Annotated in this window: 24 protein-coding genes and 1 pseudogene; 19 read left to right on the top strand and 6 right to left on the bottom strand. The window is 71.6% G+C overall.

Features of this window, described 5'->3' with window-relative positions; translation table 11 throughout:
* Window positions 1–9: 9 nt before the first annotated feature.
* Both ACGRHY_RS09105 and ACGRHY_RS09100 read left to right on the top strand, forming a co-directional pair.
* Window positions 10–432, top strand: a complete 423-nt coding sequence (locus ACGRHY_RS09105; RefSeq protein WP_394634884.1) for a RidA family protein — start codon at window positions 10–12, stop codon at window positions 430–432.
* A gap of 114 nt (window positions 433–546) precedes the next feature.
* Complete coding sequence (locus tag ACGRHY_RS09100) at window positions 547–1890, top strand: Nramp family divalent metal transporter (protein ID WP_394634883.1); 1344 nt, start codon at window positions 547–549, stop codon at window positions 1888–1890.
* A gap of 110 nt (window positions 1891–2000) precedes the next feature.
* Here ACGRHY_RS09100 and ACGRHY_RS09095 read toward each other — a convergent pair whose 3' ends face one another.
* The 4 genes and pseudogenes from ACGRHY_RS09095 to ACGRHY_RS09080 all read right to left on the bottom strand — a co-directional run.
* Window positions 2001–3674 carry a chitinase gene (locus ACGRHY_RS09095; protein ID WP_394637973.1) on the bottom strand — a complete coding sequence of 558 codons (1674 nt, stop codon included), beginning with the start codon at window positions 3672–3674 and terminating at the stop codon, window positions 2001–2003.
* Window positions 3675–3997: 323 nt separating this feature from the next.
* The gene (locus tag ACGRHY_RS09090; protein WP_394634882.1) at window positions 3998–4324 is read right to left on the bottom strand and encodes a hypothetical protein; all 327 of its coding nucleotides are present in this window, start codon (window positions 4322–4324) and stop codon (window positions 3998–4000) included.
* A gap of 100 nt (window positions 4325–4424) precedes the next feature.
* A complete protein-coding gene (locus ACGRHY_RS09085) occupies window positions 4425–4571 on the bottom strand; it encodes a hypothetical protein (RefSeq protein WP_394634881.1) in 147 nt (48 codons plus the stop codon).
* 82 nt (window positions 4572–4653) lie between these two features.
* A pseudogene (locus tag ACGRHY_RS09080) lies at window positions 4654–4881 on the bottom strand (hypothetical protein); the annotation flags it as partial.
* A gap of 691 nt (window positions 4882–5572) precedes the next feature.
* Between ACGRHY_RS09080 and ACGRHY_RS09075 the strand changes: the two are divergent.
* From ACGRHY_RS09075 to ACGRHY_RS09000, 16 genes are all read left to right on the top strand, one after another.
* A complete protein-coding gene (locus ACGRHY_RS09075; protein ID WP_394634880.1) occupies window positions 5573–6457 on the top strand; it encodes a hypothetical protein in 885 nt (294 codons plus the stop codon).
* A gap of 102 nt (window positions 6458–6559) precedes the next feature.
* Window positions 6560–7258 (top strand): Flp pilus assembly protein CpaB, encoded by a 699-nt coding sequence (cpaB, locus tag ACGRHY_RS09070; protein ID WP_394634879.1) that lies wholly within the window; start codon window positions 6560–6562, stop codon window positions 7256–7258.
* 8 nt (window positions 7259–7266) lie between these two features.
* Window positions 7267–8556: a CpaE/TadZ family protein gene (locus tag ACGRHY_RS09065; RefSeq protein ID WP_394634878.1), complete on the top strand. Its 1290-nt coding sequence runs from the start codon at window positions 7267–7269 to the stop codon at window positions 8554–8556.
* Window positions 8556–8981, top strand: a complete 426-nt coding sequence (locus ACGRHY_RS09060; protein ID WP_394634877.1) for a TadE/TadG family type IV pilus assembly protein — start codon at window positions 8556–8558, stop codon at window positions 8979–8981. The genes ACGRHY_RS09065 and ACGRHY_RS09060 overlap by 1 nt, the downstream gene beginning before the upstream one ends.
* A gap of 3 nt (window positions 8982–8984) precedes the next feature.
* Window positions 8985–9350 carry a TadE/TadG family type IV pilus assembly protein gene (locus ACGRHY_RS09055; protein WP_394634876.1) on the top strand — a complete coding sequence of 122 codons (366 nt, stop codon included), beginning with the start codon at window positions 8985–8987 and terminating at the stop codon, window positions 9348–9350.
* A 49-nt stretch (window positions 9351–9399) separates the two neighbouring features.
* The gene (locus ACGRHY_RS09050; RefSeq protein WP_394634875.1) at window positions 9400–10740 is read left to right on the top strand and encodes a TadA family conjugal transfer-associated ATPase; all 1341 of its coding nucleotides are present in this window, start codon (window positions 9400–9402) and stop codon (window positions 10738–10740) included.
* Window positions 10741–10812: 72 nt separating this feature from the next.
* Window positions 10813–11751: a type II secretion system F family protein gene (locus ACGRHY_RS09045; protein ID WP_394634874.1), complete on the top strand. Its 939-nt coding sequence runs from the start codon at window positions 10813–10815 to the stop codon at window positions 11749–11751.
* A 14-nt stretch (window positions 11752–11765) separates the two neighbouring features.
* Window positions 11766–12635, top strand: coding sequence for a DUF5936 domain-containing protein (locus tag ACGRHY_RS09040; RefSeq protein WP_394634873.1), 870 nt, complete (start codon window positions 11766–11768; stop codon window positions 12633–12635).
* Between the two features lie 46 nt (window positions 12636–12681).
* Window positions 12682–14025 carry a sensor histidine kinase gene (locus ACGRHY_RS09035; protein ID WP_394634872.1) on the top strand — a complete coding sequence of 448 codons (1344 nt, stop codon included), beginning with the start codon at window positions 12682–12684 and terminating at the stop codon, window positions 14023–14025.
* Between the two features lie 40 nt (window positions 14026–14065).
* Window positions 14066–15109, top strand: coding sequence for a response regulator (locus ACGRHY_RS09030; protein ID WP_394634871.1), 1044 nt, complete (start codon window positions 14066–14068; stop codon window positions 15107–15109).
* A gap of 221 nt (window positions 15110–15330) precedes the next feature.
* Window positions 15331–15567, top strand: a complete 237-nt coding sequence (locus ACGRHY_RS09025) for a hypothetical protein (RefSeq protein ID WP_394634870.1) — start codon at window positions 15331–15333, stop codon at window positions 15565–15567.
* Between the two features lie 8 nt (window positions 15568–15575).
* A complete protein-coding gene (locus tag ACGRHY_RS09020; RefSeq protein WP_394634869.1) occupies window positions 15576–16226 on the top strand; it encodes a pilus assembly protein TadG-related protein in 651 nt (216 codons plus the stop codon).
* A 36-nt stretch (window positions 16227–16262) separates the two neighbouring features.
* Window positions 16263–16865: a hypothetical protein gene (locus ACGRHY_RS09015; RefSeq protein ID WP_394634868.1), complete on the top strand. Its 603-nt coding sequence runs from the start codon at window positions 16263–16265 to the stop codon at window positions 16863–16865.
* 4 nt (window positions 16866–16869) lie between these two features.
* Window positions 16870–17502, top strand: coding sequence for an OmpA family protein (locus tag ACGRHY_RS09010; RefSeq protein ID WP_394634867.1), 633 nt, complete (start codon window positions 16870–16872; stop codon window positions 17500–17502).
* A gap of 360 nt (window positions 17503–17862) precedes the next feature.
* Entirely contained in the window at window positions 17863–18408 is a 546-nt protein-coding gene (locus tag ACGRHY_RS09005) for a hypothetical protein (RefSeq protein WP_394634866.1), read from the top strand.
* A 154-nt stretch (window positions 18409–18562) separates the two neighbouring features.
* Window positions 18563–18949, top strand: a complete 387-nt coding sequence (locus ACGRHY_RS09000; RefSeq protein WP_394634865.1) for a hypothetical protein — start codon at window positions 18563–18565, stop codon at window positions 18947–18949.
* Window positions 18950–18970: 21 nt separating this feature from the next.
* On the opposite strand, the gene ACGRHY_RS08995 is transcribed toward ACGRHY_RS09000, so the two are convergent.
* A complete protein-coding gene (locus ACGRHY_RS08995; protein WP_394634864.1) occupies window positions 18971–19336 on the bottom strand; it encodes a DUF192 domain-containing protein in 366 nt (121 codons plus the stop codon).
* Between the two features lie 108 nt (window positions 19337–19444).
* On the opposite strand from ACGRHY_RS08995, the gene ACGRHY_RS08990 reads away from it, so the two are divergent.
* Complete coding sequence (locus ACGRHY_RS08990; RefSeq protein ID WP_394634863.1) at window positions 19445–20215, top strand: prepilin peptidase; 771 nt, start codon at window positions 19445–19447, stop codon at window positions 20213–20215.
* A gap of 140 nt (window positions 20216–20355) precedes the next feature.
* On the opposite strand, the gene mgrA is transcribed toward ACGRHY_RS08990, so the two are convergent.
* The gene (mgrA, locus tag ACGRHY_RS08985; protein WP_394634862.1) at window positions 20356–21399 is read right to left on the bottom strand and encodes an L-glyceraldehyde 3-phosphate reductase; all 1044 of its coding nucleotides are present in this window, start codon (window positions 21397–21399) and stop codon (window positions 20356–20358) included.
* Window positions 21400–21455 lie beyond the last annotated feature (56 nt).

The raw sequence follows: 21455 nt of genomic DNA, 5'->3' as shown, positions 1-21455 counted from the left end.
AGGACGACCGTGAGCGACACCCCCGCCAGGACCGCGTTCACCCCGCCGGCCCACACCGCACCGCCCGCCCGTTTCTCGCACGGCGTGCGCAAGGGGAACATCCTCCAGGTGGCCGGACAGGTCGGCTTCCTGCCCGCCGTACCCGGGCGGCCGCCCGCACCGGCGGGGCCGGCCCTGCGCGAGCAGACCCTCCAGACCCTCGCCAACGTGGAGGCGGTCCTGAGGGAGGGCGGCGCGAGCTGGGAGGACGTGGTGATGGTCCGCGTCTACCTCACCGACACCGGCCACTTCGCCGAGTTCAACGAGATCTACGACGAGTACCTCGCCGGCGCGGCGGGCCTCACCGGCCCCCCGGCGGCGCGGACGACCGTCTACGTCGGCCTGCCCGCCGGTCTGCTGGTCGAGATCGACGCCATGGCCGTCCTGGACTGACTCCCGTCCGCGCCGTCCGCGCGTCCGCGTGCGCCGATGCGCCCTCTTGTGCCGTCCGGCGGTGCGCTGTTGTATGCGCCACGCCGGTCACGGGGACGAGAGCGGAGGGCGTACATGGCCAGTACGGGCGAGAAGGGCGCGGCGGACGGCGCGGAACGGTCCGCGGGCGGGGCGGGGACCGCGGCGGCCCCGCCCGAACGGAAGGCGAGCTGGCGGCTGGTCGGCCCCGGCGTCGTGGTGGCGGCCACCGGCGTGGGCGCCGGAGACCTGGTGGCCACCCTCGTGGCCGGCAGCAGGTTCGGCTACACCCTGCTGTGGGCGGCCGTCGTCGGCTGCCTGGTGAAGATCGCGCTGGCGGAGGCGACCGGCCGCTGGCATCTGTCCACCGGCCGGACGATCTTCGACGGCTGGCGCAGCCTGGGCGCGTGGACCACCGTCTACTTCGCGGTCTACGTCATGGTCTGGGGCTTCGTCTACGGCGCCGCCGCCATGTCCTCCAGCGCACTGCCGCTGGTCGCCCTCTTCCCGGGCTTCCTCGGGCTGAAGGCGTGGGCGATCCTGTGCGGCCTGGCGGGCCTGGCGTTCGTCTGGTTCAACCGCTACGCGATCGTCGAGAAGATCATGATGGTCTTCGTCGGAGTGATGTTCACGGTCGTCGTCTACGTGGCGGTCCGCGTCACGCCGCACCTCGGCGACGCCGCCGCCGGGCTGCTGCCCGTGCTGCCGGACGGCTCGCTGCTCTACACCCTCGGCCTGGTCGGCGGTGTCGGCGGGACGATCACCATGGCCGCGTACGGCTACTGGGTCAACGCCAAGGGGTGGACCGACAGCGGCTGGATGCGGATGATGCGTCTGGACAACCGGGTCGCGTACCTGACCACCGGCGTCTTCGTGGTGGCGATGCTGATCGTCGGCGCCGAGCTGCTGCACGCCGCCGGCACCGCCGTCGGCTCCGGCGACCAGGGGCTGCTGGACCTGGGCCGGATCCTGGAGGAACGCTTCGGGGCCGTCACCGCCAAGCTCTTCCTGATCGGCTTCCTCGCCGCCTCCTTCTCCTCCCTCGTGGGCGTCTGGCACGGCGTCAGCCTGCTGTTCGCCGACTTCGTGGAGCGTACGCGCGCGGCACGGGCGCAGGGCACCGGCGGTGAGCCCCCCGTCGTCGAGGTCGCGCGCGGGCAGCGCGAGCGCTCCCGGCCGTTCCGCGGCTACCTGCTGTGGCTGACGTTCCCGCCGATGGGCCTGCTGTGGCTGGACAAGCCCTTCGGGCTGGTCATCGCCTACGGCGTGCTGGGTGCCTTCTTCATGCCCTTCCTCGCCGGAACCCTGCTGTGGCTGCTCAACTCCGGCCGTACTCCGCGCCGGTGGCGCAACGGCCCGCTGAGCAACGTGATGCTGGCGGCGGCCGGGCTGACCTTCGTCGTGCTGTGCGTCCAGCAGGTGCGCGAACTGCCCTGGTGACCGCCCTGCCGGGTGCCCGTGCGCGAACGGCACGGGGCCCGGTCCGCGTCCGCCGCGGGCCGGGCTCCGTTTCTCTGTTTCTCCGTTTCTCAGTTTCGCCGCCGCCGGTGCTACGGCAGTGCGTGGACGTGCGGGCCGACGGTGTCCGACCACCGGTTGTCGTTGAGCGCGTCCCAGTTGGTGGACCAGGTCATCGCGCCGCGGATGCCCGGATAGGTCCGCGCTGGCTTGAACGAGCCGCAGTTCGTCCCCCGGGCCAGGCAGTCCAGGGCGTCGTTCACCACGGAGGGGTCCACGTAGCCGGAGCCCGCGCCGCGTGTGGAGGCGGGGGTGCCCAGGCCCACCTGGGAGGGGTCGAGGCCGCCTTCGAGCTGGATGCAGGCGAGCGCGGTGAGGAAGTCCACCGAGCCCTGCGAATACACCTTGTTGTCGCAGCCCAGCATCGAACCGCTGTTGTAGTACTGCATGTTGACGACCGTGAGGATGTCCTTCACGTTCAGCGCCAGCTTGAAGTACTCCGTGGACGTGGACTGCATGTCGATGGTCTGCGGCGCCATCGTGAGCACCATGGAGGGCCCGGCCTTCGCCGACAGCGAGCGCAGAGCCTGCGTCAGCCAGGTGGAGTTGATGCCGTGCTCCAGGTCGATGTCCACGCCGTCGAAGCCGTACTCCTCCATCAGCCGGTGGGCGCTGTCGGCGAAGCGCGCGGCGGAGGCGGAGTCGTTGACGATGACGTTGCCCTTCTCGCCGCCCACCGAGACGATCACCTTCTTGCCGTCAGCCTGCTTGGCCGCGATGTCGTCCTTGAACTCCTGGACGGAGGAGTAGCCGAGGGCCGGGTCGAGATTGAAGGTGATCTCACCGGTGCTGGCCGTGGAGTCGGCGAAGGAGACGGCGATGATGTCGTACTGGTCCTGCACCTCGCGCAGCTTCTGCACCCGCGCGCCGTTGTCGAAGTTCTGCCAGTAACCGGTCAGGGCGTGCTCGGGGACGCCGGAGCCCGGGCCGCCGCCGTCGCCCGCCCGGGCCGTGGTGGCCGTGACGGGGGCGGACTTCGCCGACTCGCCCGCGCCGTTGACGGCGCTGACGCGGAACTCGTAGGAGGTGGCGGCCGCGAGTCCGGTGACGGTCGCCGAGGTGCCCTGCACAGAAAGGGCCTTCGCCCCGTCCCGGTAGACGGTGTAGCCGGTGGCGCCGTCCACCGCGTTCCAGCTCAGGGTGACCGAGGAGGAGGTGGTCGCGCCGACGGCGAGTCCCCCGGGCACGGCCGGGGGCTCGGGGTCGGGGTCGGGCTCGCCGCCGGGGCCGGTGAGGGAGACGTCGTCCACGTGGTAGGCGCTCTGGCCGTACCAGCCGTGGGTGTGGACGGTGACCGAGGTGGTGTCCGGGCCTGTGGTGAAGGAAGTCCTCAGTTGCTGCCAGCCGGAGCCGCCGGGGGTCCAGGTGGAGACGTCGGTGGTGCCGGTGCCGCTCGCGCCGAGGTAGACGTACGAGCCCTGCACCCAGGCGCTCAGCTCGTACTCGGAGTCCGGCTGCACGGCCACGGTCTGGGTGCACTTGGCGTTGTCGCTGCCCGAGGGCGCGGCCTTCAGCGCCGCCGTGCCGCCGTGGACCGGGGAGGAGACGGTCGTGCCGCTGCCGGCGGAGCAGGTCCAGCCGCTCAGGCCGGACTCGAAGCCGGCGTTCCGTACCAGGTTCGGCTCGGCGGCCCCGGCGCTGCCCGAGAGCCCGCCGAACGTCATCGCGCCGGCCGCGACCGCCCCGGCGCCGAGCGCCGCGACGATTCTGGTGCGGGCGCGTGCGGTACGGCGCGCGCCGGGCGTCGCGTCTCTCCCGCCGACTGTGGTGTCTCTTCGCGTCCTGCGTTCCACTGCTGCCTCCGTGCGTAGGGGGTGAGCGCGCGTGGGGAGACGGTGGCCACCGTGCTGAGCCGGAAGAATGGTTCAGACCAATGAGGATGTCAAGGGGGACGGGGCTTTCCGTGACAACGCTGCGATGTGGCACGGCCCTTGGGTGGCGCCCGCGGCCGGGCGGAGAGGAGACGGGGTTCGGTAAGGACATGACGAACGCCGGGGCGAGCAGGACGGCGGCCGCCCCGCGGCCCGCCCTACCGGACCGTGACGCTGTCGACGATCCTGTCCAGGTCCGCCCGGGACAGCCCGCCCTCGACGGTGTCGACGGTGACCAGGAAGGCCTTGTCGCGCGAGTCCAGCCCGGCCACCATCATGCCCCTCATCCGGGTGCCCTTCCCGGGCGTGCCGCGCTCACCGCCGGAGGTGAACTCGTAGTCGATGCGCCGGGCCTCGTCCGTCCCCTCCACCTCGACCTCCTCGCGCCCCGTGGGTGCCGCGCCGAGCTGGACGCGGGCCTCCGCGCCGGTGGCGGCCATGTCGGCGTCCCCCGCCTTCATGAAGTCCAGCTGGACGGAGACCATGCCCGTGGTCCGGCCGTCCTCGGTGAGGACCGCCGCGGCGTCGTTGTGCTCACCTCGCTCCTCGTCGTCCTGCTCCCGGTACCCCCGGGGTAGGCGACGGTCAGCCGCTCGGTCTCCAGCGTCCCCCAGCCCGCGGGCGTCGCCGCGCCCCCGCCCCCTGCCCGCCGCAGCCGGCGAGGAGGGGCAGCAGCGCGGCGGCGGCGAACGCCGAGAGGGCGCGTGCGGCGGTCCGGGCGGCGGTGCTCATCGGGTACTCGCTCTCCTGGTCGGGCTCTCCTGGTCCGGCTCTCCCGGCAGGGGCCGCGGACGCGGCGCCGCCGGAGGGGCGTTCAGCTCGCACAGTAGCTGTAGGGGACGTACTCGCGCCTTCCGTCCCTCGGCGCACCGAGGAACCGCGCGTCGCTCAGGGTCTCCTCCTTCTGCTCGGTGGAGACCGAGAAGCCCAGGCCCATCCCCAGGTTCACCTCGAAGCCGTAGGCGGCGGCATCGGTCTCGCCGTCGTAGGACATCCTGCCGGACACGCCCTCGTCGAACATCAGCCGCCCGAAGGGGGCGTCGGCGCCGCAGCCTCCGCCGCCGATGCCGGCGACGGCGCATCCGATGCGGTCGCCGACGGCCTGCCCGGCCCCGGTGACCGACACGGCGGCGAGGACGGCGACGACCACCACGAGCATCCCGAGGTACTCCGTCGCGGTGGCGCCCCGGTCGCCGAACCGTATGCCCGACCCGCCGTCACCTCTCGGCGCCATGCGACGGTCCCCCTGCCCTGTGTCTGTCCTGTGCGTTGCGGTTTTCCGACCGAACGCCGGTGAGGCTAGGCAGGCGGGAGGAGTGGGGCGTGGGCCCGTGGGCCCAAAAACGGGCCCAAAGCCTCCGTGATGACGGAAAGTGCGCGGGGCAGGGGGCGCAGTCCGGCGCCGGGTCAGGGACCTGGCCTTTTATCAAGCCGGGCCGGCACCGGGGCCACCGATGTTACCGACAGTGCAAATTCATGGCTCAGCTAATGTGGTCCGCACGGTGGTCCGGCGAAAACGGAGTTCGGCCAATTCCTCGCCATCGTGTTCGGGAAGTGGTCGACGGGGCGCCGATGTGTCACCTTGTGTCTGCCTTTGGGCAGGGGGAGTGGCGCAAGTGCATCCACCGGTCTTCGGTGAGTGTTCTCTGCCGCTTAAGGCGCGGATAAGCTGCTGAGTTGACGAGCCGTATAGAACTCGGCAGGCCGGAGCAGTTTTGAACGGGGAACCTCGGATGCCCACCGCGATAGCTGTCACCAGCGCCGATCTGGTGCTGCCACCGCCGGATCCGCACACGCCGACGGCGCACGTCCTGACGCCTCCCGGCCGGCAGCCGCTGGACGCCGCCCTCGCGGAGATGCAGGTCCTCGTCGAGCAGCACGGCTACGTCGTCGTGCTGTACCAGTCGTCCGTCCCCGTCCCCTTCGTGCGGCGGCTGCACACCGTCCGCTCGATGCTGGAGAGCGACCGTATCGCCCTGCTGGGAACGGACCTGCCGCCGCTGGCGACCGGTGTCCTGGTGCACCAGCTGCGCCAGCTGTCCACCTGCGGCTTCAGCCCCGGAGTCCTCGGCGCCGCCGCGCGCCTGCTGGCGCACTACACCCACGCCGGCGCCCTGCTGAACTCCGTCACCGGGCTCGACCACGTCCCGGTCGGCCTCAAGGCGCACGCCAAGTCCTGGGTGCCCGGCATCCAGTTCGGGGTGCTCGCCGCTCCCGCCCCCCGGATGATCAGGATCGGCGACGGCGGCACGCTGCCCGGCCCGGAGTTCCCCACCCGGCTCACCTACGCCGCCGGCCAGCTCTCCCCGGACTGGGTGACCGGCACGCTCGCCCCGCAGTGGCGGGTGGTGGACGTCCAGGAGACTCGGCTCCCGGCGGACTCACCGCGCTGGTGGGGCACCGGGAAACTGGTCGAGTTCGCCGCGTCCATCCCGGACGTCTCCGTCCTGTACCAACTCGTCAGCTCGGTACGGCGCGAAGAGTGCCGCTGGTGCGGTCTCGAACTGATCGGAGACCGCTGCGTCTTCTGCTCCTCGCCCGTGACACCGCCCGAGAACCGGAGCGGACCCGTCGACGTCGTCAGTCAGGGGGCTTCCGCATCCGGCCGGCCGCACTGAGGCGCGCCGCCGCCGGCCGCACCGGAAGCCTGGTGGCCCGGCCACGTGCGGCCCGCATGAACCGCCCAACGCCAACGTCCCCGAACGAGGTAGTCCGCAACCATGAACTCACGCCAGCGCCGCGGTGTCATTCTGCTGCTGCTGTCCGTCCTGTGCGCCTTCGCGGCCTTCGCGGGCGTCCTGTCGGTGATCAGCGACGTGGAGTCGAAGGTCGGCCCGGAAGTCACGGCGTACCGCCTGTCGAAGAACGTGCCGGCCTACCGGGCCCTGGACGAGAGCGTCGTGGAGAAGGTGAGGATACCCAGGCGCTGGCTGCCGAAGACCGCCGTCACCGCGACCGACGAGTTCAGCGGCAAGATCGCGACCAATCCTCTGAAGAAGGGGTCGCTCCTCCAGAGTGACATGATCACCGACCAGCCGGAACTCCGTGAGGGCGAGCAGGAGATCGCCATCATGATCGACGCGGCCACCGGTGTCGCGGGCAAGATCCGGCCCGGCTCCACGGTCAACATCTACGCGACCTTCCAGGACAAGAAGGAGAACGAGATCTCCCGGGTGATCGTCAGCAACGCCCGCGTCATCGACGTCGGCGAGCTCACCCCCATCACCAGGGAGAACGAGGACATCGACCGCGAGTCCGAGGCGGTGCCGATCACCTTCGCGCTCAACACCCTCGACACCCAGCGTGTGGCCTTCGCCGAGTCCTTCGCCGTCAACGTCCGGCTCGCCCTCGTCGCGCCCGGGAGTGACACGACCATCGCCGAGGAAGAACGCACCTACACCCTCGTCGGAGACAGGTGAGACAACGGATGGCCACGAGAATCCTCCCGGCCGTCGGCGACGCCGACGCGGCCCGGTCCGTCTCCACACTGCTGAGCCAGCTTCCCGGCACCGAGCCGGCCCAGCCGGTCGGCGACTCCACCCTGCTCCTGGACACCCTCGCGGCCCTCGCCGGCGAGTCGGTGGGCGACCTCCCCGAGGTCGTGCTCGTCCACGAGCACATCGGGCCGGTCCCCGCGCTGGAGCTGATCCGGGAGGTCGCGCTGCGCTTCCCGGCGGTCGGGGTGGTCCTGATCAGCGCGGACGCCGGCCCCGGGCTGTACTCGGCCGCCATGGACTCCGGCGCGCGCGGGCTGGTCGGCCTGCCGCTGTCGTACGACGAACTCTCCGCCCGGATCTCCGCCGCCGCCCAGTGGGCCGTGGGAGTGCGGCGCCACCTGGGCTCCGGCGGCGACGTCTTCAGCGGTCCCGGCGGCACCGCGGTCACGGTCAGCGGCGCCAAGGGCGGCGTGGGCGCCACCCTGCTCTCCGTCCAGCTGGCACTCGCAGCCCGTGCCTCCGGAAAGAGCGTGGCGCTGGTCGACATGGACCTCCAGGCCGGCGACGTGGCGTCGTACCTCGACGTCCAGTTCCGCCGCTCGATCGCGGACCTGGCCAGCATCGCCGACATCTCGCCCCGCGTCCTCCAGGACGCCCTGTTCTCCCACCCCACCGGCCTCGCCCTGCTCCTCGCCCCGGGCGAGGGCGAACGCGGGGAGGAGGTCGACGAGCGCGCCGCCCGCCAGATCATCGGCGCGCTGCGCTCCCGGTACGAGGTCGTGGTCGTCGACTGCGGCACGCAGATGAACGGGGCGAACGCCGCGGCCGTGGAGATGGCCGACACGGCGCTGCTGGTCGCCACTCCGGACGTCGTCGCCGTCCGGGCGGCCAAGCGCATGATCAGGCTGTGGGACCGGTTGCAGATCCGCAAGGCGGGGGAGACGCTGGCCGTCGTCAACCGGCACACCCGCAACACCGAGATCCAGCCCCCGCTCGTCGAGCGGATCGTGGGCACCCCGGCCGCCCGCAGCGCGATCCCGGCCGGCTTCAAGGAACTCCAGGCGGCGGTCGACTCCGGCCGTGTGCAGGACCTGGACCCCCGCGGTCCCGTCAGGCAGGCGATGTGGGCCCTGGCGGGAGAACTCGGGCTGGTCGACGCGTCCAGGGCACAGCAGGGCAAGGGCGGCGGACACGGGGACCGGGGATCGATCGGCCTGCGCCGCCGCCGCGGCGGACGCCGTGGCAACGGCACCACCGAACCGAGCGGGGGGACCGGCTGATGGGAGAAGTCGACACGGTGACGGGGCGGGACCGGACCGCGGCGCGCTCACGCACCGGAGGTGACGAGGGGCAGGTGGCCGTCGAGTTCATCGGCATGCTGCCGGTCATCATCGCCACCCTCGTGCTGCTGTGGCAGTGCGCGCTGCTGGGCTACACCTACACGCTCGCCGGCGACGCGGCCGACAGGGCCGCGCACGGAGCGGCCGTGGCCGACCTCCGGAAGGGGAGCCGGAGCGAGGCGTGCGAGCGGGCGGGCAAGGGAGGTCTGGAGGGCGACTGGAGGAAGTCGGCGAGGACCGACTGCTGGGTCGACTCCGGTCTGGTCAAGGCGGAGGTCGCTCTCAAGGTGCCCGTCCTCTTCCCCGGGATCGTCGACTTCCCCTTCTCGGTCACCGGAGAAGCGGCGGCGGCGAAGGAGAACTGAGACATGGTGCTGCGCAGACGACGCTCCGACAGGGGGCAGGTCGCGGTCGAGTACATCGGCATGCTCCCCGTCCTGATCCTGGTCGGGCTGGCACTGATCCAGTTCGGCCTCGCCGCGTACACGATCCAGCAGGCGGGCACGGCGTCCCGCGCCGCGGCCCGCATGGCCTCGCACGACCGTCCCGGGATGCCTCCCGCGCAGGCCGGCCGGGAGGCGATGAGCGACTGGCTCGCGGACGGCGCCCGGTTCCGGCAGTGGGCCGGCGCCCACGACGAGGTGAAGGTGACGGCCACGGTCAGGATCCCCTCGATCATCCCGGGGGTCTCCTTCGGCGACACGGAGCGGACGACCACCATGCCCCGCGACTGACGGCAGCCGGCAGCGGCGGCCGGCGGGGACCGGAAGGAGAGCTGAAGCCATGAGCCTGAGGGCACGCGTCAACGCCCCCGAGGCGACCTCGAACCAGCATGAGGAGAGTCACCTCGTCGCGGTCTACCGGGCCAAGCTGCTCGAGGAGATCGACCTCGCGGAGATGTCCTCCCTCGCGGCGACGGAGCGCCGTGTCCGGCTGGAGCGCGTGCTGGGGCACATCATCAGCCGCGAGGGTCCTGTCCTGTCCACCCACGAGCGCGCCATGCTCATCCGCCGAGTCGTGGACGAGGCGCTCGGCCTGGGCATCCTGGAACCGCTCCTGGAGGACGCCTCCATCAGCGAGATCATGGTGAACGGCCCCGACCAGATCTTCGTGGAGCGGGGCGGCCGCCTGGAACTCCTTCCGATGCGGTTCGCCTCCCACGAGCAGCTGATGCAGACCATCGAGCGCATCGTCTCCACCGTCAACCGCCGCGTCGACGAGGCCAACCCGATGGTCGACGCCCGGCTGCCCTCCGGCGAGCGCGTCAACGTGATCATCCCACCGCTCGCGCTCTCGGGTGCGACCCTGACCATCCGGCGCTTCCCGAGGGCCTACACCCTGCAGGAGATGATCGGCCTCGGCTCCCTCGACGAGCACATGATGATGCTGCTCGCCGGGCTGGTCCGGGCCAAGTTCAACGTGATCGTCTCCGGAGCCACCGGCACCGGGAAGACCACGCTGCTCAACGCGCTCTCCGGACTGATCCCGGAGGGAGAGCGCATCATCACCATCGAGGACTCGGCGGAGCTACAGCTCCAGCAGACCCATGTGATCACGCTGGAGAGCCGGCCCGCGAACGTCGAGGGCAAGGGCCGGATCACCATCCGCGACCTGGTCCGCAACTCCCTGCGCATGCGCCCCGACCGGATCGTCGTCGGCGAGGTCCGCGGCGGGGAGACGCTCGACATGCTCCAGGCGATGTCCACCGGTCACGACGGCTCCCTCGCAACGGTCCACGCCAACAGCGCCGAGGACGCCCTGATGCGTCTGCAGACCCTGGCGTCCATGTCCGAGGCGGAGATCCCGTTCGCCGCGGTCAGGGATCAGATCAACAGCGCTGTGGACGTCATCGTCCAGCTGACCCGCAACGCCGACGGCTCCCGCAGGATCAGCGAGATCGCCGTCGTCGACTCGCACGGCCGGGAGGACTACAGGATCGTCACCGTGTGCCGCTTCGACGCCCGGCCCATGGGCGGCGACGGCAAGGTCCACGGGGAGTTCGCCTACTTCCCGCTGCCGCGCCGGATCGCCGAACGCCTCCGCATGAAGAACGAACCCGTCCCGCCCGCCTTCGGAGTCGCCGACAGCGACGAACAGCTCGCCACGCGCGGGACCACCGTCTGACGCCGTCACGGCCGATCCGGCCCGCCCCGCCGCCCGATCCCGCCGCCCACACCGAGGAAGCCTCCACCGGACATGGAAAATCTCGCACTGCTGACGATCGGCGTCACGCTGCTGTGCTGCGTGCTCGCGGTCATGGGTGTGCACGCATACGCCTCGGGGAGGGCACAGCACGCCGAGCTGATCGACCGGCTCTCCCACACCGGGCAGACACAGGCGTCCGGCCGCCGGCGCAACTTCCAGGGCGTCGACCGGCGGCTGCGCGGCACCCGGTTCGGAAGGAGGATCGAACTCAGGCTCGCGGCCACCGGTCTCGACCTGACCCCGGGTGAGTTCTTCGTCTACATGGTCGGCTCCGTCATCGGCCTGTGGCTGACCGCCTCCGCCCTGCTCGCACCCTTCTTCGGCCCCATCGCGGCCGTCGTCGCCCTCTGGGGCTCCTTCACCTTCCTCAACTGGCAGCGGCAGAAGCGCACCGAGCGGTTCATCAACCAGCTCCCCGAGCTCACCCGCGTCCTCGCCAACGCCACACAGGCGGGACTCGCACTCCGCACCGCCATCACCATGGCCGCCGAGGAGCTGGAGGACCCGGCCGGCGAGGAACTGAGCCGGGTGGCCGACCGGCTCGCCGTCGGCCACACCCTCGACGACGCGCTCGGCGAACTCGCCGAACGCCTGCCCTCCCGTGAGCTGGCCGTCCTGGTCACCACGCTCGTGCTGTCCAACAGGGCGGGCGGCACGCTCGTCAGCTCCCTGCACAACCTCACCCAGACCCTGGAGGACCGCAAGGAGACCCGGCGCGAGGTCAGGACCCAGCTGTCGCAGGTCACCGGCACCGCCTACATCGTCCCCGCGATGGGCCTGGGATCCATGCTGCTGATGGACGGCATCTGGGACGGCGCCCTCGACAAGATCACGGCGTCCCCGCTGGGCCAGGGAGCACTGATCGTCGCGATGGCCCTGTACGGCATCGGGTTCTTCCTCGTCCGCCGCCTGGGCAAGATCGAAGTCTGAGAGGACACGGACACATGGGACTGCTCCTCGCCGCCGTCATCGGCCTCTGCGTCTACGGAGCCATCGCCGGCATACGGCTCTACCGCTCCGAGGCCAAGCTCCCCGCGGACCTCGCCATCGCACTGGAGGTCGGCTCCACGCGGACCGGCGCCGTGGGGTCCGGCATCGACCGGATGGGCATGCGCTACGCGCCCATGGTGCTGCGCGTGATGGGCCCCAACCGGGTCAACAAGGTCCGCAAGAGGATCGATATGGCGGGCAACCCCGGCGGCCTGACCATCGACCGCTACGCGGCCCGCCGGGCCGTCTACGGCCTCCTCGGCGGGCTGGGCGCCCTGGTCATGCTGGCCGACGGGCACACCGTCCTCGCCGTCGGCATGATCGCCTTCGGCGCCTTCTGGGTCGAGGTCGGCATCTGGTCGGCCATCCGGGAGCGCCGCAGGGCGATCGACCGGACCCTCCCGGACTTCCTCGACGTCCTCGCCGTCGTGGTCTCCGCCGGCCTCGGCTTCCGCCAGGCGCTGGAGCGCACGGCCGACAAGTACCAGGGCCCCTGGGCCGACGAACTCCGCATCACCCTGCGCCAGATGGACATGGGGGTCAGCCGCCGGCAGGCGTTCGGCGAACTGCGCAGACGCAACGACTCCGAACAGGTCGCCCAGTTCGTCACGGCGCTCCAGCAGGGCGAGGAACTGGGCGCCCCGATCGTCGAGACGCTCATCCAGATCGCCAACGACATGCGGCGCACCGACGCCCAGAACGCCCGCCGGGAAGCCGCCAAGGCCGTACCCAAGGCCACGTCCATCGTCACCATGCTCATGGTGCCCGCCACCATCCTCCTGCTGGGCACGGGGATGTTCCTCGGCACGGGCACCGGCCTGTAGACCGCACGCGCCGCCGGGCCGCCGAGTGGGAGGGGGAAGCGTGTCGATGCCGTTCACCCCGGCGCAGCCGCCGGGATCCGTCATCGCGGGCGGCCGCGGTACCGCGCCGCTGGAGGAGCCGGCGGCCGCGCCCACGCTCAGGATCCAGCTCAGCGCGCTCCAGGCGCTGTGCCGCCAGGTCTTCGGCTTCCGGCTGGGCATGATCGTGCTGACCACCCCCTTCGCCCTGGGCGGCACGAGGCAGGGATGGCCCACCTGGCTGGTCGGCGCGGCGATCGTGTTCACCTTCATGGGCTCCTACATGCTCTTCCGGGACTGGGAGCGCTTCGGCCCCCTGCTGCTGCGGCACCCCGCGCTCCTCGGCGTCGACGCCGGCTTCGGGGCCCTCCTGCTGTTCACGGCCACACCGGCGAGCCCGCTGAGCTACGTCACGATCTGCACCCCGCTGCTCGCCGGACTGGTGTACGGATGGCGGGGCGCGGGCTTCTTCACCGCCCTCACCCTGCTGGTCGTGGCCGTCGCGTACGCGGGCAACGGCATGTTCGGCGCGTCGCTCGCCGCCGCCGCGTTCCTGCCCGGGGTCTGCGTCCTCGCGGGTGCGGTGGGAGTCACGCTGCGAGGGCTGATGCTGCGCTTCGGCAGCGCCACCGAGGCACTGCTGGAGATGCGGTCCAGGCTGGCCGTCACCGAGGCGGTCGAGCGCGAACGCGCCCGGCTGGCCCGCGAGATGCACGACTCGGTCGCCAAGACCCTCCACGGTCTCGCCCTGGCCGCGGACGGACTGGCGGGCTCCGCCGACCGCATGGACCCCGGCACCCTCAGACGGCAGGCCGAACTCGTCGCCCGCTCCGCGCGCCGCGCTGCGGTGGAATCCCGGGAACTGCTGTCCGATCTGCGCCGCGAGTCGGGCCTGGACGGCGGGGTGGACATCGCCCGTGAACTGTCCGCCCGCACGGCGGACTTCGCACGCCGGACGGGCCTGGAAGCCGCCTTCCGCCCGCTCAACGGCACCCCCGTGCCGGCGGTCCCCCAGGCGGTGGCCGGGCAGGTGCTGACCATCGCCTCCGAGGCCATGGAGAACGCGCACCGGCACGCGGACCCCACCCGCGTCGACGTCTCGGCCGGAATCGTCGACGACTCGCTGCGCATCAGCGTCTACGACGACGGACACGGCCTGCCCGCGGGCACGGACCTCGAACAGCTCAAGCGTGCAGGGCACTTCGGCCTCGTCGGCATGGTGGAGCGTGCCGCGGGGATCGGTGCGCGCATCCGCATCGGCAGGGGGAGGGCCACCACCGGAACCGAGGTGCGCCTCGACCTTCCGACGGCCGCTCTGCTCCCGGATGGCCTGACCGCCGTCGCACAGCGGCACCGGTACATCCGCTCCTGACCGACCGCTTCCCGCCCCGCATCCGAAAGGAGGCCGCACCATGCCGGACGACGTTCCCCCCGCACCGGGACGGCGCCGCCCCGCGTCCCCGTACGGCACCGACCCCCAGCCGGGGCGCACTCCGGACCGCGCCCCCGTGGCTCCGCCGACGGCACCCGACGACGGTCCGCCCCTGCCTCCGACGCCCGCCGCCGCACCGCTGCGGATCGTCGTCGCCGACGACAACCCGGTCGTGCGCGCGGGGCTGACCGTACTGCTCCAAGGACGCCACGACATCCAGGTGGTCGCCGAGGCGGCCGACGGCCGAGAGGCCTACGAGGCCACCCGGCGGCACCGGCCCGACGTGGTGCTGCTGGACGTCCGCATGCCGGGTGTCGACGGCATCTCGGCCCTGCCGCACCTGGTGCGCATGGCACCCGTGCTGATGCTCACGTACAGCCGCGAGAGCGAGGTCGTCCACGAGGCGCTGCGGCTGGGGGCCGGGGGTTACCTGGTCCACGGAGAGTTCACCGCCGACCAGCTGGTCGCGGCCGTCCGCGACACCGGGGAGGGCCGGGCCCACTTCACGTTCACGGCCTCCAACGCGCTCCTGGCCGGCCTCCGTGGCGGCGCGGCGGCCGCCCCCGGGCAGCCGCTGCCCGAGGGGCTCGGCACTGCTTTCGCCGACCCCGGCCACCAGCCCGCGCTTCCGGGGCGGGAGCGTGCAACCGCACACGGTGATTCGGAGCAAACCCCCCATCCCGCGCCGAGGCAACTGCGCTCATTCGGAGGAGAATCAGCATCGAATGTGCCACACTCCTCCCAAGGCGCTTCGCACAAGCAATCCAATGTGGCACAGTCTGTTCCCGTCCCGGGAGCTTCCAGGGCGGAGCGGTTCGGTCTGAGCGGCAGGGAGGCGGAGGTGATGGAGCTGATCGCGTCCGGCATGACCAACCCGCAGATCGCCGCCGCCTGCTTCATCAGCGAGAAGACGGTCAAGAACCACATCAACCGGATCTTCGCCAAACTGCACGCCATCAGCCGCAGCCAGGCCATCGCGGTCTGGCTGGGCACGGCGCGAGGGGGGTCGGGAAGCCGTGGCTGACCACATGGCGGGCCCCGGAGCCCGGACGGCGGCGAAGGAGCCCCGACTCCGCCATTGGGCCCGTACTTGGGTCCACGGACCCATGCGGGCCGGTGGTGTTCCGGCGTACGTTTCCCGTGTCGCGGGCGAGGCCGGCCGGGAGGAGACCGGAAGCGCGGACGGCACCGCAAAGACCTATCCGTCGGCCGTCGAGCGGTCGACCGGACCTGGAGGGGAACACCATGAAGAACACCGCTCTGAAGCTGGCGACCGACACCAGGGTTCGCGTGAACGGCTGGGCCAACACAACCGTCGAGGCCATCTCCCGCCGGGGCGACAAGGGCCAGACCGCGGTCGAGTACATCGGCATGCTGGTCGCGATCATCGCGATCATCGCCGTGGTGGCGAGCATGACGGACATCGGCGACACCATCGGCAACACGATCAAGAGGGTCGTCGGCACAGCCGGCGGCGAGTGATTGGCTCCGTGATCCCGCGAGCGCGCCGCGAGGCAGGGCAGGCCGTCCCCATCTACATCACGGTGGTGGCGAGCCTGCTCTTCCTCGCGCTCGCGTATTTCGTGGTCGGTCAGGCATCCGCCTCCCGCAACGGCGCCCAGTCGGCGGCCGACGCCGCCGCCCTGGCAGCCGCTCAGGACGCCCGGGACCAGCTCCGCCGGGGTCTGCTCGCCTCGGTCCTGAATCCCCGGAACTGGAACGACCTCCTCAACGGCAAGGGTTTCGGAACGTACGGCGCCTGCCAGGAGGCCCGGAGCTTCGCGGCGCGGAACAAGTCCGACGTGATCCCCGGCGGCTGCCGTCGGCTGACCGACGGACGCATGGGTTTCACCGTGAAGGTGAAGACCCAGAAGTCCCTTGGGGAGACCGTCGTCCCAGGCACGGAGGACATCCACATGACGGCGGAGGCCATTGCGGTCATCGAGCCGCGCTGCACCTTCAAGCCCGACGAGACCGAACCGGAGGACGGGGAGGACCCGGACAGCGGAGGAAGCGGCAACGACAAGCCCGTCTTCCCCGGCGAACTGACGTGCGACGGCAGGGACCGGTTCATCGACCCCGAGAACCTGGACTTCTTCCCCGACGCGGCGGACCTCTTCACCGTTCGGCTTTCCGACTGACCGACAACGCGATCCACGAGCAGAGGACCAGTAGCGATGAGTATGTGGCAGATCCGCCAAGCACGTCGGGCCGCATTGGCCACCACAGTGGCGGCGGCACTAACCTTCACGCTGTCCGCCTGCGGCGGTGATGATGGTGGGGACAAGGCCGCCGACAAGCCCTCCATCGAGCAGACGAACGATTCCCAGGGCAAGGGGACGGGCGGAACGGGCGAGGTGGCGGACGACAGCAAGGTGATCGTCACACTCAAGGGTCCAGAGGACATCATCCTCGACATCAACTCCGTGGTGCGTGACGCCGGAGGATTCGTCACGGTCAACGGCGTACTCAAGAACACCGGGGACAAGGAGTTCTATGAGACTTCGCTCTGGACCGGTCCGGAACTCGATCTCAAAAAGGGCGCCGGCGGTGGTTCCCTAGGGGGTGCCTCGCTTGTGGACAAGGAAGAGAAGAAGCGCTACTACACGTTGCGGGACACCGAGAACCGGCCTCTGGCCACTATGGGAATCCCCAGTGTCAAGGCCAATTCCGAGCTGAACGTCTTCATGCAGTTCCCCGCACCACCGGAGAACACCGCACATGTGGACCTGCAGATCCCGACCTTCCAGACGGCCACGGTCGAGATCACGGGTGGGTGACGAGATGAACGCTTCCCGATCCCCGTTCTGGACGGAAGTCCGCAGAAACGGCACCGTGCTCGCGCTCTCCGCCCTCCTCGCCTCCGGGATGGCGGTCGCCGGTGCCTCCCCGGCCGTCGCCGACGACATCGCGCCTGCGCCCTCGGTCTTCGAGGGAGAGGTCGACATAAACGACCCCGATCTCAAGCTGCCTGACGGTGCCACTCTCGCCGAGCCCAAGGTCCTGGAGATCAAGCAGGTCGTCGGAGACGAGGCCGGTGAGGAGCAGCGGGAGGACTCACCGTCCAACACCAAGTTCACGCTCCAGGCCGAGGTGCTCTTCGGCAGGGACAGCGCCAAGCTCAGCCCCGAGGCGAACGACAGGATCAAGGGCATCGCCGGGGAGATCGAGGAGCAGGGTGCCACGGAGGTGAACGTCTTCGGGTACACGGACAACCTCGGCTCGTACGAGCACGGCAAGGTCCTGTCCAAAAAGCGCGCCGAGGCTGTGCACAAGCAACTGCTGGAGGATCTCGGCTCCGCCGTCACGTTCAGCATCCGCGGTTACAGCGAGGACAACCCGATCGCCGACAACTCCACGGAGGAGGGAAGGAAGAGGAACCGCCGGGTGGAGATCTCCTTCCCGCGCGGCGACTGATTCCGCGGCCGGTCCGCCCGCGGCCGGTGTCGCACTTTCCGCAGATCCGGACCGGTCGCCGTACCGGCAGACCGGTCCGGGCGTACCGCCCCGACACGTCCCGCCGCCGTCGCCACAAGCCCGTGCGCACGGGAGCACCGCCGCCATGAGTACACGCGTCTCCCGCCTCCTGCCCGCGGCCGCCGCACTGGCGCTCGGCTTCGCCTCCGCCTGCGGTGGCTCCGGTTCGGGGTCCGCGGACGGGGAGGGCACGGGGGATCCGGGAAGGACGGGAACTCCTCGTCCGCCTCTCCCGCTCCGACGCGGACCACCCCGGCGGAGCCGGCGAGGCCCCCGTCCCGGGAGGAGCTGGAGAAGTCGGTGCCGAGGACGGCGGACGTTTCCGGTCACACCGTCAAGACGCCCTCGGAGGAGGTATCCGGTGCCGGCCTGGAGAAGGCCGACCGGGCCGAGTGCCAGCCGATCGCCTCGGTGATCGCAGGTGTGTCCCGGCCGGAGCCGGCCGGGATGGTCTACCGGCGGCTCATCACCACCTCCGAGGACAAGGGGCCGGCGAAGATCCTCGCCGAGGAGTTGGGGATCACCGATGCGCTGGACTGCATCACCGAGGGGGACGGCGCGGCGTGCACGGAGACGCTGATCAACGTTCTGGCCTCCTTGACCGGTGGCGCGGTGGGCAAGCCGGCGGCGAAGTACGGGGCGCCGTGGAAGTGGAAGAAGGCCGTCGAGCTCGTCAAGAAGATCAAGAAGCACGGCGGTGACCTCTACGACGGCCTCGAAGGGGTCATCGGCCGGCCCGGCTTCCGGGCCCGGCCCCGGGCCGGCCGGCCGCATGCCCGGGACCGTACGCCGGGTGGCGGATTGGGCCCGCGGGCCCAATCCCGGGCCCAATCCGCCACCCGGTAAGCCCTGGCGTCGTGCGACGAGTGGGCGGACACGACGGCAAGGCGGTCGGGCATGGGAATCGGTGGTGGACGCAGGAGCGGGACCGGCCGCCCGTACGGCGTTCGCGCGCCCGCGCGCGGGAACGCCGGGACCCGGGGGGGCCGCGCTGCCGGCGGTGCTCCGGTCGTGGGCGGCGGGCATCGTGGTCCTGCTGGTGGCGCAGTCGCTCGTCGACCGGACACTCGGCGAGTACGCCGTCACCCCGGAGTGCGTCGAGTCGTTCGGCTGGCGCGTGGTGCTTTTCCACATACCCGGCGCCCTGTGTGTCGCGCTGGCCACCCTCGCCGCCGCACGGCTGCACCGCGAGCCCTTCCGGGGCTCGCCCGCCGCGCACCTGACGGCCGCGCTGACCGTACCCCTGGTGGCGTACGGGGCGAGCCTGCTGATGATCGGTTCGCGGACGGACATGTCGGCCCAGGGGATCGCGCTGTCCGGCGCGGCCACGCTGGCGGGCTGCGCCGCCGGGACGGCCGCCGATCTGGCGATGGACTCCCGGGGCTGACCGGGGCGCGGGCGCCCGGCGTCACGCCTCCAGCGTCACCCGTACGCCCGGCCGCAGTCCCCAGCGTGCCATGGCGCCCGCCTCGGCCTCCAGCACGTGGCGGGCACGCGGGCGCGGGAGACCGAGGCGGCCGGGCCGCATCGTCCGTACGGCCAGCACGTTCAGCCGGCGGTCGAGGTAGGCGATGTCGATCGCGAACCGCATCCGGAAGGTGTGCACGCTGTTGGCGGGGGTCAGCAACAGAGCCCCGCCGATGCCGTCGCGCCCCAGCAGGCCGCGGGTGCGGGCCCGGTAGGAGGCGGCGATCTCCACCGGGACGCCGGCCGGGTCCGCCGTGCCTTCCCCCGCGACGCGCAGCGTGCCTCTGCCGTCCTGCCAGCGCCCCATGTCCGGCCCCCTGCCGCGCCGCCCGTCCACACCGTTCGCGCAGCGCCGTTCTACCAGAAGGAACGTGCGCGGCACAGGAGATGGGCCCGGGCATGGGCCCTGGGGCCCATGCCCGGGCGCTGCCGTCCGCCGTACGCTCGCCGCGTGCGCCTGACACTGACCGTTCTCGCCGCCGTCTACGGCACCGCCGCCGGGCTGCTCGTGCCGCGTGCCGCCTACCGGCTCGCCGTCGAGGCGGGAACGCCGTGGCGCGCGCACTGCCCCGCCGGGCACAGGCTGCCGGGATGGCTCGGGCCGGCCCGGTGCGGGGAGTGCGGGAGCGGGCGGGACGGGCTGTACGGGCCGGGCGCCACGCCGGCGGCCGCCGTCACGGCGGTGGTGTGCGCGCTGGTGGCTGCGGCCGTCGGGGGGCGGCCGGAGCTGGGCGTGTGGCTGCTGCTGGTGCCGTGTGCGGTGCTGCTGGCGGTCGTGGACCACAGGGTCCACCGGCTGCCGGACGTGGTGACCCTGCCGCTCGCCGCGTGCGGCGCCGTCCTGCTCGGGGTCGCGGCCCTGCTGCCCGGGGCGGGCGGAAGCTGGGTGCGCGCCCTGCTGGGCGGGGCGGTGCTGGGCGGGGTGTATCTGGTGCTGTTCCTGGTCAATCCGCGCGGCATGGGCTTCGGGGACGTCAAGCTGGCGGTCCCGGTGGGGGTAGCTCTTGGGTGGTACGGCTGGGGTGTGCTTCTGGGCGGAGCGTTCGCGGGCTTTCTGTTCGGCGCGGTCTACGGGATGTCGCTGGTCCTCGCCCGGCGGGCCAGCCGCAAGGCGGCCATGCCGTTCGGGCCGTTCATGGTGGCGGGGGCCCTCGTGGGTCTGCTGGCGGGGGGACTGACCGTGTGAACCGGGCCGCGGTTGCGCGCGCCACGGCGCGGCAGGGGCTATGGTGGAAACCCCCCCTCGGGCCGGTCCGTATCCCCCCCACGGACCGGCCCGCTTCGCGTTCGGGCCCGTCCCGGCCCCCGCCCCCGCCGTACCGGCTCTCAGCTCTCGCTGCTGAGGGCCCAGATGTTCGCGCCGGGCGCAGAGACGGCGTACGTGTCGATCTCCGCGAGCTCCTCCTCGGTCAGCTCCGGGCTCCGCACCGCCGCCACGTTCGCCTCCAGTTGCGCCACGCTGCTCGCGCCGATCAGCGCCGATGTCATCCGCGGGTCCCGCAGCACCCAGCTCAGCGCGAGCTGGGCCAGGGACTGGCCGCGCCGCTCGGCGACGGCGGCCAGGGCGCGCAGCCGCCCGACGACCTCCTGCGTCAGCAGGTCCGGGTCCAGGGAGGTGCCCCGGGCCGCGCGGGAGCCCTCCGGGACGCCGCTCAGGTACTTGTCGGTGAGCAGCCCCTGGGCCAGCGGGGCGAAGCAGATGCAGCCCATGCCCTCCGCCTCCAGCGTGTCCAGCAGGCGGTCGTCCTCCGTCCAGCGGTTGATCATGGAGTAGGACGGCTGGTGGATCAGCGGCCGCACCCCCATCTCACGCAGGATCCGCGCCGCCTCGCGGGTGCGCCGCGCGCTGTAGGAGGAGACGCCCACGTAGAGCGCCTTGCCCTGGTGGACGGCGGACGCAAGCGCGCCCATCGTCTCCTCCAGGGGCGTGTCGGGGTCGTAGCGGTGCGAGTAGAAGACGTCGACGTACTCCAGGCCCGTCCGCCTCAGGCTCTGGTCCAGGCTGGACAGCAGGTACTTGCGCGAGCCCCACTCGCCGTACGGCCCGGGGTGCATCAGGTAGCCCGCCTTGGTGGAGATCACCAGCTCGTCGCGGTAGGGGCGGAAGTCCCGGGCGAGGTGGCGGCCGAAGTTGGCCTCGGCCGCTCCGGGCGGCGGGCCGTAGTTGTTGGCCAGGTCGAAGTGTGTGACCCCCAGGTCGAAGGCGCGGCGCAGGATCGCCCGCTGGGTCCGAAGCGGCCGGTCGTCGCCGAAGTTGTGCCACAGGCCCAGGGAGATCTCCGGGAGCAGCAGTCCGCCGCGGCCGGTGCGGCGGTAGCGCATGGTGTCGTAACGGGAGCCGTCCGGGCGGTACGGGGGGGCGTCGTTCATGGGCCCTGCCTATCACTGTCTTATCGCCGTTCTGTGACATTCCCGGCTCGTGCGGC

Origin of the sequence: Streptomyces shinuiensis (assembly GCF_043660855.1) — a bacterium.
Classification (GTDB): domain Bacteria; phylum Actinomycetota; class Actinomycetes; order Streptomycetales; family Streptomycetaceae; genus Streptomyces.
The sequence above is the reverse complement of the archived record's forward strand: the minus strand, read 5'-3'. Positions and strand labels throughout refer to the sequence as shown.

What these genes read in the sequence shown, in the direction of transcription:
- ACGRHY_RS09085 (WP_394634881.1), bottom strand. Translation starts at nt 4,571, where the DNA reads ATGAGCACCGCCGCCCGGACCGCCGCACGCGCCCTCTCGGCGTTCGCC.
- ACGRHY_RS09075 (WP_394634880.1), top strand. Translation starts at nt 5,573, where the DNA reads ATGCCCACCGCGATAGCTGTCACCAGCGCCGATCTGGTGCTGCCACCG.
- cpaB (WP_394634879.1), top strand. Translation starts at nt 6,560, where the DNA reads ATGAACTCACGCCAGCGCCGCGGTGTCATTCTGCTGCTGCTGTCCGTC.
- ACGRHY_RS09045 (WP_394634874.1), top strand. Translation starts at nt 10,813, where the DNA reads ATGGAAAATCTCGCACTGCTGACGATCGGCGTCACGCTGCTGTGCTGC.
- ACGRHY_RS09065 (WP_394634878.1), top strand. Translation starts at nt 7,267, where the DNA reads ATGGCCACGAGAATCCTCCCGGCCGTCGGCGACGCCGACGCGGCCCGG.
- ACGRHY_RS09010 (WP_394634867.1), top strand. Translation starts at nt 16,870, where the DNA reads ATGAACGCTTCCCGATCCCCGTTCTGGACGGAAGTCCGCAGAAACGGC.
- ACGRHY_RS08990 (WP_394634863.1), top strand. Translation starts at nt 19,445, where the DNA reads ATGCCCGGGCGCTGCCGTCCGCCGTACGCTCGCCGCGTGCGCCTGACA.
- ACGRHY_RS09030 (WP_394634871.1), top strand. Translation starts at nt 14,066, where the DNA reads ATGCCGGACGACGTTCCCCCCGCACCGGGACGGCGCCGCCCCGCGTCC.
- ACGRHY_RS09025 (WP_394634870.1), top strand. Translation starts at nt 15,331, where the DNA reads ATGAAGAACACCGCTCTGAAGCTGGCGACCGACACCAGGGTTCGCGTG.
- ACGRHY_RS09035 (WP_394634872.1), top strand. Translation starts at nt 12,682, where the DNA reads ATGCCGTTCACCCCGGCGCAGCCGCCGGGATCCGTCATCGCGGGCGGC.
- ACGRHY_RS09055 (WP_394634876.1), top strand. Translation starts at nt 8,985, where the DNA reads ATGGTGCTGCGCAGACGACGCTCCGACAGGGGGCAGGTCGCGGTCGAG.
- ACGRHY_RS09090 (WP_394634882.1), bottom strand. Translation starts at nt 4,324, where the DNA reads ATGGTCTCCGTCCAGCTGGACTTCATGAAGGCGGGGGACGCCGACATG.
- ACGRHY_RS09100 (WP_394634883.1), top strand. Translation starts at nt 547, where the DNA reads ATGGCCAGTACGGGCGAGAAGGGCGCGGCGGACGGCGCGGAACGGTCC.
- ACGRHY_RS09060 (WP_394634877.1), top strand. Translation starts at nt 8,556, where the DNA reads ATGGGAGAAGTCGACACGGTGACGGGGCGGGACCGGACCGCGGCGCGC.
- ACGRHY_RS09050 (WP_394634875.1), top strand. Translation starts at nt 9,400, where the DNA reads ATGAGCCTGAGGGCACGCGTCAACGCCCCCGAGGCGACCTCGAACCAG.
- mgrA (WP_394634862.1), bottom strand. Translation starts at nt 21,399, where the DNA reads ATGAACGACGCCCCCCCGTACCGCCCGGACGGCTCCCGTTACGACACC.
- ACGRHY_RS08995 (WP_394634864.1), bottom strand. Translation starts at nt 19,336, where the DNA reads ATGGGGCGCTGGCAGGACGGCAGAGGCACGCTGCGCGTCGCGGGGGAA.
- ACGRHY_RS09040 (WP_394634873.1), top strand. Translation starts at nt 11,766, where the DNA reads ATGGGACTGCTCCTCGCCGCCGTCATCGGCCTCTGCGTCTACGGAGCC.
- ACGRHY_RS09015 (WP_394634868.1), top strand. Translation starts at nt 16,263, where the DNA reads ATGAGTATGTGGCAGATCCGCCAAGCACGTCGGGCCGCATTGGCCACC.